We start from the raw sequence: 13866 nt of genomic DNA, 5'->3' as shown, positions 1-13866 counted from the left end.
ATCAAATCTACGCAAAAAAACCTTTCGTCTGTCGGGAAATGAAAAAAAATCTGAAGCGTTGACGAAGACAGGCTACAGGTAAGTAATAAAGATGTCCCGGTAGTTACCTTTTCACTTTAGCACCTGTGCGTGACGTCGGCGGCTCTTCAAATATTTTGCCGGTGCATGGATATATTGTACGCCCCTCTTCATCTATGTAATGAATGTCCCTGACGTTGTCAAATGCCAGGACTGCTTTGAGATATGGTGAATTGTGCAGGATCGGGTGGACCGCTACATAAGGCTGAAATGACTCGGTTTGGTAGGCCATATTCCCTTCGGGAATAAAGGCATTAGTATATCTGATGTTGATGACGAAGTTTGTTGAAGAAATTTCCGGCTGATTACTGATATACAATACGGTGGGCGCAGGAATACGAAAGGGAGCGGCAAATTCAGTATATGTGAATCGCTCGGTGCTATTGGGCCCTCCCAGTGAAATGATGGTGTAAAGCGTTACCGGCGGACCATCGTAGATCTTACCTACATCTGCAGTATCCAGACGCGTGGGTTGTGACCCGCCAGCATGCTGCTGGCGAATGATACGATAAGTACCATAACCTTCTTTCTTAAATGAAAAATTATATATGCCGGCAGGCACACGGTGGAAAACGTAAGCGCCACTGGCATCAGTGAGCGTTGACCGGTTCGTGGAATCTATTATCACCTGTACACCGGAATAATCGCTAAGCGGCCTTCCCAGTGAGTCATACACGACTACTTTACCAGTGATGTCTCCTTTACGTTTCAGGTCATCTTTAGTACATGATGATATTGAATAGAATGCTATCAGACAGCATAAGCTGAGGATGATTTTGGTGGTCATACATAAGAGGTTTTAGTTACCTGTGAAATGGATGCATAATTACAATAGCCTTGCGTGGTGGTATATCCTGGCGTTGGCAAATCGGGCAGTTACTACAACCGCAAGCCCCGCCGCGTGACGAATTATGAGAAATAAAAACTGTTGATAATGGGGTCGTATGATCCTTTGAGGTGAATCTTATAGTGTCTTTATACCATGCTGGTTGTCGCCAAAAGCAATAAGACTGACGTGTAACCAAATCTACCAAAAAAACGCTAACAAAAGGGAAAAATATTCAGGTATACAAATGAAAAAGGGCCTGTATCATATATTGATACAGGCCCTTTCTTTATATCTCTACGGAATTAGAGATCTTTTCCGTGACATTGTTTAAACTTCTTACCGCTTCCGCAAGGACAAGGATCATTCCTGCCAACTTTCGGACCTGCTTTCACGGGTTCCTGTTTTGCCGGTTCAGCATTGGTGGCATATTCTTCTGCTACCATCGTATGACCGTTACTGCTTTCGAATTCCTGATGAGAAGCACGCATACGGCTCATATCAGTCTTTTCTTCATGCCCTTCACGGATCTGTGGTTGCGCAGGACGTTCCTGCACCTGTTGCTGCTGCTGCTGAGGAGGACGATTGTCTTCCTGAACAGGAATACCAGATCTGCAGAGGAAGGAAACGATCTCACGGCTGGTTTCTGCATTCAGGTCTTTGAAGAGGTTGAATGCTTCGAATTTATAGATCAGCAATGGATCTTTCTGTTCGTATACGGCTCCCTGAACGGATTGTTTCAGGTCGTCCATAGCACGCAGGTGTTCTTTCCACGCATCGTCGATCAGTGAAAGCGTAATGCTGCGTTCCAGTGCATTGATAGTTTCGTAACCTTTGGTGTCTACTACCTTCTGCAGATTAGCCAGCACGTTCATACCTCTCTTGCCATCAGTGAATGGGATAGAGATATTCTCGATATGATGTCCCTGTTCGCGGTAGATCTGCTCAATAACCGGCAGTGTGTTCTCCGCAAGTTCAGTTGTTTTACGCTCGTAGCTTTCTTTCGCCTGCTGATAGAGACGGGTAGCGAGTGTATTGATATCTACACGGGCCAGGTCTTCCTGGGTGATGTCGGTATCGATAGCAAAGTTGACGATCACATCCACTTTGAAGGCTTCATGATCACCGGAATCCTTGTGAGTGGTCACCAGGTTTTCTGCCACATCGTAGAAGGCGTTGTCGATGTCAATAGCCAGACGTTCGCCAAACAGGGCGTGATTACGTTTGTTGTAGATCACAGTACGCTGTTTGTTCATTACGTCATCGTATTCGAGGAGACGCTTACGGATACCGAAGTTGTTCTCTTCTACTTTACGCTGTGCTCTTTCGATAGATTTGGTGATCATGCTGTGCTGGATCACTTCTCCTTCTTTATAGCCCATACGGTCCATCAGACCGGCAATACGGTCGGAACCGAACATACGCATCAGGTCATCTTCCAGAGATACGAAGAACTGTGAAGTACCGGGATCTCCCTGACGACCTGCACGACCACGTAACTGACGGTCTACACGGCGGCTTTCATGGCGTTCAGTACCGATGATGGCAAGACCACCAGCTTCTTTCACACCAGCGCCGAGCTTGATATCCGTACCACGACCCGCCATGTTGGTAGCGATGGTCACAGCGCCGGCCAGACCAGCCTCTGCTACGATCTGTGCTTCACGTGCGTGCTGTTTCGCGTTCAATACATTGTGCGGTACCTTTTCGAAGGTGAGCATCTTGCTCAGCAATTCGGATACCTCTACGGAGGTGGTACCTACCAGTACCGGACGGCCAGCAGTCTGCAATACCTTGATCTCTTCTATAACAGCTTTGTACTTATCGCGTTTGGTTTTGTACACCAGGTCTTCCGCATCCTTACGGGTGATCGGCAGGTTGGTTGGAATGGTTACCACATCCAGCTTGTAGATCTCCCAGAACTCACCTGCTTCTGTGGTAGCCGTACCGGTCATACCTGCCAGTTTGTGATACATACGGAAGTAGTTCTGCAGGGTTACGGTAGCGAAGGTCTGTGTGGCGGCTTCTACTTTCACATTTTCCTTTGCTTCGATTGCCTGGTGCAGACCATCGGAGTAACGACGGCCATCCAGGATACGACCTGTCTGCTCGTCTACTATTTTCACTTTACCTTCCATCACTACATATTCCACGTCTTTATCAAAGAGGGTATATGCTTTCAGCAACTGCTGAACGGAGTGGATACGGTCTGATTTCTGAGCGAAGTCCTGCAGGAGCGCTTCTTTGCGGCGAAGCTTTTCATCTGCGGATTCTTTGCTCTTTTCTATCTCTGCTATCTCGGAACCAACGTCAGGCATGATGAAGAAGTGAGGGTCTTCACCGGCTTTGGTGATCAGACCGATACCTTTTTCAGTCAGGTCAACGCTGTTATTCTTTTCGTCGATAGTGAAGTACAGTTCTTCATCTACTTTTGGCATTTCACGTTGCTGATCTGCCAGGTAGTAGTTTTCAGCTTTCTGCAACAGCACTTTTATGCCAGGTTCGCTGAGGTATTTGATCAGGGCGCTGTTCTTTGGTAAACCACGCCATGCACGCATCAGGGCCAGACCGCCGGTTTTCGGATCGTCTTTGCCTTCAGCGATCAGTTTTTTAGCTTCGATCAGGAACTGGTTGGTTGCTCTGCGCTGTGCTTCCACCAGCTGCTGGATACGTGGCTTCAGTGCGTAGAACTCCTGTTCTTCCCCACGCGGGATAGGACCGGAGATGATGAGCGGGGTACGCGCATCGTCGATCAGTACGCTATCCACCTCATCGACCATAGCGAAGTGGTGTTTACGCTGTACCATTTCGTCAGGGCTATGCACCATATTATCACGCAGGTAGTCAAAGCCGAACTCGTTATTTGTACCATAGGTAATATCCGCCAGATACGCATTACGGCGTTCAGGGGTATTAGGCTGGTGTTTATCGATACAATCTACTGTAATGCCGAGGAATTCGAAGATAGGGCCGTTCCATTCGGAGTCACGACGGGCCAGGTAGTCGTTCACAGTTACCACATGCACACCTTCACCGCCCAGGGCGTTCAGGTAAGCAGGGAGGGTAGATACGAGGGTTTTACCTTCACCCGTAGCCATTTCAGAGATTTTACCCTGATGGAGCACGATACCACCTATGAGCTGTACATCATAGTGGATCATGTTCCAGGTAACAATATTACCGGCTGCACTCCAGCTGTTCTTCCACGTCACATTGTCACCTTCTATAGTGACATAATCCTTTTTCACTGCCAGCTGCCGGTCCAACGGGGTAGCCGTAGCCGTGATGGTGGCATTCTGTGAAAAGCGGCGTGCAGTTTCTTTTACAACGGCGAAGGCTTCAGGCATGATCTCCTTCAGTACTTCTTCCAGTTGCGTATCACGATCTTTCTTTAGTTTATCAATCTCCTGATAGATAGTGTCTTTCTCTGCTACGTCATGTACATTTTCAGCCGCAGCTTTCTTTTCGGCAATGGTACCGTCGATTTTTGACAGATGCGTACTGATACGCAGGCGGAACTCCTGCGTTTTGTTGCGCAGCTGGTCTACAGGAAGGGATTGCAGTTTTTCAAACGCTTCATTGATCTGCCTCACCAAAGGCTCGATGGCTTTGATATCTCTCTCCGACTTGTGCCCGCCAAAAAGTTTAGTTAAAAAACCTAACATGTTGTGTTTATTACGAATGATTGTTAAAACAGTTGTACAGTCAACGGACGAAATAGCCCCATCCTGCTTGACTACCTTACCCAAATATTGTGCTTATGCAACATCGGATGACAAGCTGTCAGACTGAAACCCGGTTTTGGCAAGGCCTGTAAAATTATGAATTATTTGCACATAGTGAAGGCTAAATGCCGTATTATGGCAGCAGGAAGGCAATTTTAAGGGGAAAGCAGCAGGGCTGGGCCGTTTCAAAGGCTCTAACGCAGGTATAGGCTGCAAAAAAGCCGCCCTGACTGAACAGGACGGCTTCGAATGTTAAAATACTGTTATTTAATCCCACCAGAGAAATAAACGCCTGGTTTGCAGCATTTCAGCGGCCAGGTTTTCTACCGTTTCAGTGCCCTGTTCGGTCAGGTCAGGGCAGAATGCAGCTACTTCGTTCGCAAATGAGAGCGAGGCAGGGGCTGTAAGTCTGAGCAAATGTACCTCCACCCAGTCGGCGTCTGCTCCCGTGATCTCAAAAGGTTGTTGTTCGTACCATTCATGCAGTTTCAACATGATGCTGTCATTGCTGATGTTGTAATTCGCTCCCGTAGTAGCCCGGAATTTTACGATATCGAATTGATCCTTGCTTTTCAGGACTGCAAATTTATCGGGAGTAGTACCAAAATTTTCTTCCGATTTAAACAGCAGATATCCCTGCTTTTTTAATGATGTTCTGAGCTGCTCATAATGTTCCGCATTATCTGCATTCACTTCATACTCGAATTGCAGCGCCTCTCCCAGTTTTGTGTTGTCGATCGCCTCGTCTGTAGTAGGTTTTAATCTGTTAATGCTGCCTGATACTGTTTCTCTTAGTGCGTCAATAATTGCATGGTCGTAATGCATTGCATCTGCCAGTGCGTAGTCTTTTGTCGATGAAGGAAATTTCTGTTTTCCGGATACGCCACAACCACACAACACTGTTGCCAGCGATAAGGATAATAGGATTCTACTCATAGGATATTACTGAAATATTAAATAAAAGTACAAAATGTTTACATAGCGGACTGATGAAGAATTGTCACTACGCATTGTGTCGCTTTCGTATTTTCAGACAGAACGGCGGTCGGGTATCAGTAAAGTCAATCCTACACCTTCACAATAAAAATTCTTCCGTACCAGCACAGTGTATTAAAGCGAAAATGGAAGGCTGGAAACAAGGTAAAAGTGGAAGAAATAGCTGTGTAAAGCGTAATTTGCACAGCTGTAAAGTCCATACTGAATTTACAATCACCTGTAAAGCCAATCCTGATCCTCACCTTAAAAACTGTAAAGTTCCCCTGTACTAAGACTGACTAAGACAATTGCCGTTAAGGTTCCGCTTTGATACCGCTAATCCTACGTTAATCTTACGTTCATGAACGTAGGATCAACGTAGGATTAGCGGTATCAAAGCGGTATCAAAGCGAGCCAAAACCGGGAAAAAGTAAACTTTCAGGACTAAGAGAGGGGGCACTTGAGTTGCATATAACTAGCATATGACTAGCATATACCTCCGATAATCTTCCGATCGAATCGGAGGATTATCGGAAGTATATGCTAGTCATATGCTAGTCACATGCAGATCATATGCAGGAAACATGCAAGGGTTTCTGAAGTAAAAGAACATTTTTTGTTGACCGGATTTCTGAATGGTGCACCCTTATTTTGGCGTCTTATGGACATGGTTTAGGGTCCTACGGACCTGGTTCAAAGTGTCGGCAATAATTGGGCTAACATTGCATCAGCAATCGCGATCAACCGGTTTACAGCCGGACCAGGAGAAGGCGCCTCCTATGGAAAATTCTGCACCTATAGTGCCGCAATAACAACCGAACGTGTTTCCATGTCCAACCTAAAGGCATAGATGCGTCGGGGATGCGACATGTATACGGCATGTTTAAAGCGTATTTTGGGCAAAAGAACAGCCTGGTATATGAGCTGAGAGAACAAGCAGAGACCAGGCAGAGAAGACGGAGAGAACAAGCAGAGACGACACAGCGCGGGCAGAGATGAGATCTCCGCAATAAACCGGGGAACAGAACGCCGATCGGCTCCGCTAAGTGCCGTGTGTAGCGGGGGGTAACCCCGGGCTCGTACGGTTTCACCCCCCGGTGCGTTTGTAACCGGTTTTAACCCCGAATGACAACACACCGGGAAACAAAACAACCCTGGACGAACAAGCAACGAACAAGCAACGAACTAGCAACGAACTAGCAACGAACAAGCGACGGCGAAGCAAGGATCAAACATTACTCAGGAGCGAACCCATCACCCAGAGAATTGCCCCGCCTTTTCACCCCCTCAGGCAGATGATCCGCGCAGGGGAGGGGAGCAGTCCAGCAAAGTCCGTTAGGCGTTGTATTCACCGGAAAAGGCGCATTGTGCTGAATGATTTCCATGGGTGCATAAGGCACGGGCATTAACAGGATGCCATTGGACGGCGTTACAGAGATCATCTTCTCCCTGACAAACACTTGATGCAGATGATGGCGCAATACCAGTGTGCCGGCCAGGAACAGTAATGTAACACAAAAAACAGGGATACGAACCTGCCGTAATTGCAGTTTCGGAAAGCAGAGTATAGCCGTCAGTATTGCCAGGGGAGCGAGGTAGCTGTAGCCGAAGCGGGGATCCGGAGCCTGTTTCAGCCAGAAGCAGCAGCCGAGTATTAAAAAGACGTAAAGGGGAACAAAACCTGCAGGCAATTGCTTACGACGGATAAATACCAGTACCGGCGATGCGAGCATAGTCAATACCAGCAGTTTGTCATAAATACGCAGGCTATGCAGGAACCAGGTGCTGAATCGCTGTAAAACACTCTCGGAAAGATAGCGGGGGATATCTGATATACGGTAAAAGGCAAAGACCGTAATATCCAGCCGGGTAGAACGTATCACTTTTGTTGGTACTGCCCATCCGGTATGAAAGAAGTCCGGCATTTCCATGGGAAAAAGCAGGTAACCGGAAAGAATGACATTCCTGATTAACCAGGGCGCCACTGCCACGATGCCGATGCCACAAAGGGCCAGTAACTGCGCATAATTTTTCTGACGTAATACCTGCCAGTACATCAGCACTGTAAGTACGAGTATGGGAATGGAAGAAACTTTGACCGTCAGCAGGAAAATAGGCGCCAGCAGCATGAACACACCATTGTTGCTTTGAAGCGGAGATGTTCCTGTTGCGCTTTTTTCCAGCCAGCTCACAATGACAAGGCAGCTGATATAATATGTCGCTGTATCTGCAGCGGGAGCAATAATATAGTAAGCGCCAAACTGCGGCATATTGACCATCACCAGCAGGCCAGCTTTCAGCAAGGCAATGAAGTTGGCATCCTGCTTACGGGGCAGCAGGTATAAGACGGTCAGCAGGTACAACACACCATTCAGGCGGTTATCAGCAATACCATTCAGCCAGGAAAAGTTGAACACAGCTGAAAGCACGTGCCAGTGTGAATTATAACCAAAGCGTTCATGCAGGTTGGCCAGTCCGGGTACTGTTTTATAACGCTGCATCCATTTGATGAACTGTGCATAATACAGCCCTTCGTCGTAGGTAAAAGGCTGCTGTGCCGACAGGTACAGTACATATATGATGGCGGCGAAGACGAGCAGCTGCCTGGTTTTGCCGGCACTGCGTGCCTGTTCTGCATAATCCGACACCAGCCTGTGTAAGGCAGTACGCTGGAACATATAGCAAAACAGTCCGATAATGAGTAGTATACCATGTGCCAGACCGGCCAGTGGCATAAAGACAGACAGGCAGGAAGCGATGACAGTAATGGCAAAAAAGCCATTGAGTGTGATGAGGGCGAAATGAGGTTGTGCGGGTATGTTTTTCAGTATCCTGTTATGTATAAATTGCTGCAGCGTATATCCATAGAGGAATGACAGTATAACGATATACAGGAATTTTATTAACAGGAATAACATAATAATGGAATGATAAGATGATGTATTGGATTACTTGTTGATCTGTACAACTTTCTTCTGCCTGGAGAAGATATTGTACTTCAGAATGCAGTAAATGGCACGGAAACCGTCTTTATAGTTGATCTTTTTTCCTTCCGCATAAGTACGGCCGTAATAAGCAATACCTACTTCGTATATACGAATGCCTGGTACACGGCTGATCTTCGCGGTTACCTCCGGCTCAAATCCGAAACGGTTTTCCTTCAGTTCGATCTGTTTGATAACGGAGCTGCGGAACAGTTTATAACAGGTCTCCATATCTGTCAGGTTCAGATTGGTGAGCGCATTGGAAAGGAAGGTGAGGACCTTGTTTCCGATGGTATGCCAGAAGAAGAGGATACGGTGAGGACCGTCTCCCATGAAACGTGAGCCATATACAACATCTGCCACACCTTGTAACATGGGTTTCAGCAAGCGGTTATATTCTTCCGGGTTATATTCAAGGTCAGCGTCCTGTATAATGGTGAAGTCGCCGCTGGCCTGCTGGATACCGGTACGCAGGGCAGCACCTTTGCCTTTATTTACTTCGTGACGTACGTATTGCAGCTTCACGTGCGGATAGGCCGCGCGGAAACGTTCTACTTCGCCACCCGTGTTGTCTTTTGAATGATCATCTACCACCACCAGCTCTTTCTGCACGTCACCGTTCAGCGTTACAGCCTGCACCCTTTCAAGGATATCGTATATATATCTTTCTTCATTGTAAGCCGGGATGATCACGGAAAGCAGTTGTGACATAATGACAATTTTCTTAATAGCTGCGGCCATTTAGCCGTAAACGTGTGCAAAGAAGCGAAAAAAGTATGTAGAAAAAAAATATTAATAGGTCAGCTCGTTTGGAAAAAAAAATTATTTATTAACGACCATTTAACACTATCATTTGTTACAACACTTTACCTTTACATTATTAGGGTTTTCATAGGATAGTAAAACAAGAGCCGGATAGTCTTATTTGGCTCTTTATTTTTTTATAAATAGTTGTTTCTTAGTCTATTGTTTATCTTTCTCTTATTTGTTATTCATCACCCAAATAACGCTTCCCTGTATACTAAATGGTGTCAATTGTAACACTTTCGTAGGACAAAAGTAGCCAATTTTGTAGGTAGTTCTACCTAATACCTTCACGAAAATATCACACGAAAATGTGGCGGGAGTTTTCTACATTTAAGGTTTTTGCCGGCAGGTAGGACGGTATGTACGTTATGAACAGATGCCCGAAAGGGTGTATTATCGTGCTCATGGATACTTCCAGCGATTGTAGCGGTAAATACCTGAAGCCCGTTGTCCATTACAATGCGACGGGGCGGTATTACCGGCGGACAGAAGCGACAGCCAGCGATAGAGGCAGCGGGATGATGCCGGCAGCTTTCGTATTTAAAAAATGTACAGGTCAGACTTTTCATGCTGGAGATGGTGAAAAACCCTCATGCTGATTGCATTTTTGCGTATTATATTGATTGTTGCCTGTACTTTTTTATATATTAGACGGCGGAAAAGCTCCTTTCCTGCTTCTTCCACGTTAAATGTCTTAAAGACAACTCAAAACCTATAAAGAATAAAACGTTTTGCCAATGAACCGTAAGTTAAGAATGGGAATGATCGGAGGCGGTAAGGATGCCTTCATCGGAGCAATTCACCGTATTGCTGCCAATATGGATGGACTGATCGAATTGAAAGCTGGTGCCCTGAGTGTAAATCCTGAAACGGCCCTGGAGTCTGGAAAGATGTTATTCCTGGACCCTGCCCGCACGTACACTGACTTTAAGACCATGCTGGAAAAAGAGGCTGCATTACCTGCGGATGAAAAGCTGGACTTTATCACCATCGTAACACCCAACTTCGCACACTTTGAGCCTGCGATGATGGCGCTGGACAAAGGCTTTAACGTAGTGATCGAAAAACCGATCACCTTTAATCTCGATGAAGCCAAACAATTAAAAGCAAAGGTAGAACAGACCGGTCTCACCCTGCTGCTCACACATACTTACACCGGTTATCCCCTGGTGAAACAGGCCCGCCGTATGGTGGCTGAAGGCGCCCTGGGCAAGATCCGTAAGGTATGGGTGGAATATCCGCAGGGATGGCTGAGCAGACCTACAGAAAAAGACAGTGCCGGCGCTGCCTGGAGAACTGACCCTAAACGTTCCGGTAAAAGCGGATGTTTCGGTGATATCGGTACCCATGCTGCTAACCTGGCGGAATATATCAGCGGACTGAAGATCGAAAAACTTTGCGCTGACCTCCATATTATGGTAGAAGGCCGTGGCCTGGATGATGACGGCGCAGTACTGCTCCGTTTTGACAATGGCGCTGCAGGTGTGCTGATGGCATCTCAGGTAGCTGCTGGTGAAGAGAATGCGCTGAAAATCAGGGTATATGGTGAGAAAGGCGGACTGGAATGGGCACAGCAGGAGCCTAATACCCTGCTGGTAAAATGGCTGGACAAACCTGCTGAAATATATCGCGCTGGTGGCAACTACGGCGGCTACCAGAGCAGCTATGCGATTCATAATACCCGTACTCCGGGTGGACATCCTGAAGGATACCTGGAAGCATTCGGTAACCTGTACCGCAACTTCGCGCAGACACTACAGGCTAAACTGGATGGAAACACCCCGGCTCCGGAATCACTCGATTTCCCAGGCGTAGACGAGGGTATCCGTGGTATGGCATTCATCGACAACGTGGTTCGTTCCAGCCAGAGCACTGAGAAATGGACAACGTTTGAAATCTAAACCAATAAAGGCACGTATGAAAACAATTAAAGGACCTGGAATTTTCCTGGCGCAGTTTCTCGGAGACGCTGCGCCTTTCAATAGCCTGGAGAGCATCTGTAAATGGGCGGCTGGATTAGGATTTAAAGGCGTACAGATCCCGACCTGGGACTCCCGTATGATAGACCTGCAGAAGGCTGCCGAGAGCAAGACCTATGCAGACGAGATCAAAGGTATCGTAAATGCTGCAGGACTGGAGATCACCGAGTTGTCCACGCACCTGCAGGGACAGCTGGTGGCAGTACATCCTGCATACAATGAACTGTTTGATGGTTTTGCTCCTGCCGATAAAAGGGGGAATGCTGCTGCCCGTACCGAATGGGCGGTAAATCAGCTGAAATATGCCGCCAGGGCAAGCCGTAACCTGGGGCTGAATGCACATGCTACTTTCAGCGGTGCGTTACTCTGGCATACGGTATACCCCTGGCCACAGCGTCCGGCAGGACTGGTAGAAACAGGCTTTAAGGAGCTGGCCAACCGCTGGCTGCCGATCCTGAATGAGTTTGACGCCAACGGTGTAGACCTCTGTTACGAGATCCATCCGGGCGAAGACCTGCATGACGGCATTTCTTACGAGCGTTTCCTGGAGGCTACCGGCAATCACAACCGCGCCTGCCTGCTGTACGATCCGAGCCATTTCGTGCTGCAATGCCTGGATTACCTGGAGTACATTGATATCTATCACGAGAAGATAAAAATGTTCCACGTAAAGGATGCAGAATTCAATCCTACCGGCCGTTCAGGCGTATATGGCGGCTACCAGGGATGGATTGACCGTCCGGGACGTTTCCGTTCACTCGGAGATGGTCAGGTAGACTTTAAAAGCGTCTTCAGTAAGCTGACCCAATACGATTACAGCGGCTGGGCAGTGATGGAGTGGGAGTGCTGTATCAAACATCCGGAAGATGGAGCAAAAGAAGGTGCGCCGTTCATCCAGAACCACATTATCCGTGTCACCGAAAAAGCCTTTGACGACTTTGCCGGTGGAGGAGCTGATGAAGCCCTGAACAGAAAAGTTCTCGGGCTGTAAGGCAGAACGGTCAGCTGCAGATAACCAATCATGAATGGGGAATAATGGGACAGCTCATCATATAATGTATACACCGTTGTACAATGATGAGTATATTACCTTCCGGTCGTTCGTAAAAAAGATGCTATGCTGCTTTAGCTGGAATAACATCACAGGTAACTGAGCGTACTTATGGAAGTAGTGTATGCTTTTTTATAGAAGTCAATTTGTATTTAGGAACTTATAAACGATTGTAAAATGAGAATGCGTTTTTTGGCGCCGGTTGTATTATGTGCTGTAGTGCTGGCCTCCTGCGGTGGCGGCAGCAGCGAGAAACAAACTGAAAAGAAAGAAGAAGCTGCCAGTGAAACACCGGTAGACAATTCAATGGTATCTCCAGGTGCTGCTGAAGCTGCAGCCTCCAAAGGAGCTGCCCTGATAGAGCAGAAAGATTGTAAAACCTGCCATAAAGTAGATACTAAACTGGTAGGTCCTGGTTACAAGGAAGTAGCGCAGAAATATGAGGCTACAGAGGCAAACATCGAAATGCTGGCCGACAAAGTGATCAGCGGTGGTAGCGGTCATTGGGGTGAAGTTGCTATGACGCCTCATGCTGACCTGTCTAAAGATGATGCCAAGGAAATGGTGAAATATATCCTGTCGCTGAAATAGCAGACAGACAACATTTATATTGGTCTCTCAGCTTTCTAAATTAACTATCATATATAGCCGGTAGTTGCCTGTTCCACCAACTGTGGACCAGCAATGCAACTATCGGCTATAAAAAAACTCAATTTGCAATGAAGCACATTATTCCCGTTCTGGCACTCAGTCTGATCTCTTTATCCACATCTGCACAGGAATTGAATACCCTCACCGCTAAAGAAAAGAAAGCGGGCTGGAAATTATTGTTCAACGGTTCCAACACCGAAGGCTGGCACACTTATCTGCAGAAAAATGCAAGTGCTGCCTGGAAAGTGCAGGACGGTGCACTGGCACTGGACCAGGAAGCCAAAAAGAACGGCGCTCCCGGTGGTGACCTGGTAACCAACGACGAGTACGAAAATTATGAGTTAACACTGGAGTGGAAGATCTCCGAAGGTGGCAACAGCGGTATCATTTTCGGTGTTCACGAAGATCCGCAGTTCAAAGCTACTTACCTCACTGGTCCTGAAATGCAGGTACTGGACGATGCTAAACACCCTGATGGCAAATATCCTAAACATAATTCCGGCGATCTGTACGATCTGAAGAAATCTGAAAAGAACGCCGTAAAACCAACGGGTGAGTGGAACAAGGTGAAGATCCTGAAGAAAGATGGTAAGCTGACCTTCTGGCTGAATGGTGTTAAAACCGTAGAAACCACCATGGGCAGCGAAGAGTGGAAAACACTCCTGGCCAACAGTAAATTCAAGAACTGGAAAGGCTTCGGCGAATATGCAAAAGGTCATATCGCGCTCCAGGATCATGGTGATGAGGTGTGGTACCGCAATATCAAGATTCACGTACTGTAATACCACAT

General features: G+C 47.1%; 9 protein-coding genes. 4 read left to right on the top strand and 5 right to left on the bottom strand.

The window, feature by feature from the left end; all coding sequences use genetic code 11:
* Positions 1-103: 103 nt before the first annotated feature.
* From L3C95_RS26980 to L3C95_RS26960, 5 genes are all read right to left on the bottom strand, one after another.
* The gene (locus tag L3C95_RS26980; protein WP_236392671.1) at positions 104-865 is read right to left on the bottom strand and encodes a carboxypeptidase-like regulatory domain-containing protein; all 762 of its coding nucleotides are present in this window, start codon (positions 863-865) and stop codon (positions 104-106) included.
* A 344-nt stretch (positions 866-1209) separates the two neighbouring features.
* On the bottom strand, positions 1210-4569 hold the full coding sequence (gene secA, locus L3C95_RS26975) for a preprotein translocase subunit SecA (protein ID WP_236392669.1): 3360 nt from the start codon (positions 4567-4569) through the stop codon (positions 1210-1212).
* A 327-nt stretch (positions 4570-4896) separates the two neighbouring features.
* Positions 4897-5565 (bottom strand): DUF4253 domain-containing protein, encoded by a 669-nt coding sequence (locus L3C95_RS26970; RefSeq protein WP_236392666.1) that lies wholly within the window; start codon positions 5563-5565, stop codon positions 4897-4899.
* 1274 nt (positions 5566-6839) lie between these two features.
* Positions 6840-8522, bottom strand: coding sequence for an LIC_10190 family membrane protein (locus tag L3C95_RS26965; RefSeq protein WP_236392665.1), 1683 nt, complete (start codon positions 8520-8522; stop codon positions 6840-6842).
* A gap of 30 nt (positions 8523-8552) precedes the next feature.
* Complete coding sequence (locus L3C95_RS26960; RefSeq protein ID WP_236392663.1) at positions 8553-9299, bottom strand: glycosyltransferase family 2 protein; 747 nt, start codon at positions 9297-9299, stop codon at positions 8553-8555.
* An 833-nt stretch (positions 9300-10132) separates the two neighbouring features.
* On the opposite strand from L3C95_RS26960, the gene L3C95_RS26955 reads away from it, so the two are divergent.
* The 4 genes from L3C95_RS26955 (at position 10133) to L3C95_RS26940 (ending at position 13858) form a co-directional block, all read left to right on the top strand.
* Positions 10133-11296 carry a Gfo/Idh/MocA family protein gene (locus L3C95_RS26955; RefSeq protein WP_236392660.1) on the top strand — a complete coding sequence of 388 codons (1164 nt, stop codon included), beginning with the start codon at positions 10133-10135 and terminating at the stop codon, positions 11294-11296.
* A 16-nt stretch (positions 11297-11312) separates the two neighbouring features.
* On the top strand, positions 11313-12365 hold the full coding sequence (locus L3C95_RS26950; RefSeq protein ID WP_236392658.1) for a sugar phosphate isomerase/epimerase family protein: 1053 nt from the start codon (positions 11313-11315) through the stop codon (positions 12363-12365).
* Positions 12366-12602: 237 nt separating this feature from the next.
* Positions 12603-13016, top strand: coding sequence for a c-type cytochrome (locus tag L3C95_RS26945; RefSeq protein ID WP_236392656.1), 414 nt, complete (start codon positions 12603-12605; stop codon positions 13014-13016).
* 128 nt (positions 13017-13144) lie between these two features.
* The gene (locus tag L3C95_RS26940; RefSeq protein ID WP_236392654.1) at positions 13145-13858 is read left to right on the top strand and encodes a DUF1080 domain-containing protein; all 714 of its coding nucleotides are present in this window, start codon (positions 13145-13147) and stop codon (positions 13856-13858) included.
* Positions 13859-13866 lie beyond the last annotated feature (8 nt).

Origin of the sequence: Chitinophaga filiformis, assembly GCF_021646545.1 — a bacterium.
Classification (GTDB): Bacteria; Bacteroidota; Bacteroidia; order Chitinophagales; family Chitinophagaceae; genus Chitinophaga; species Chitinophaga filiformis_A.
Note: the sequence above shows the minus strand (reverse complement) of the source record. Positions and strands in the feature narration are given on the sequence as shown.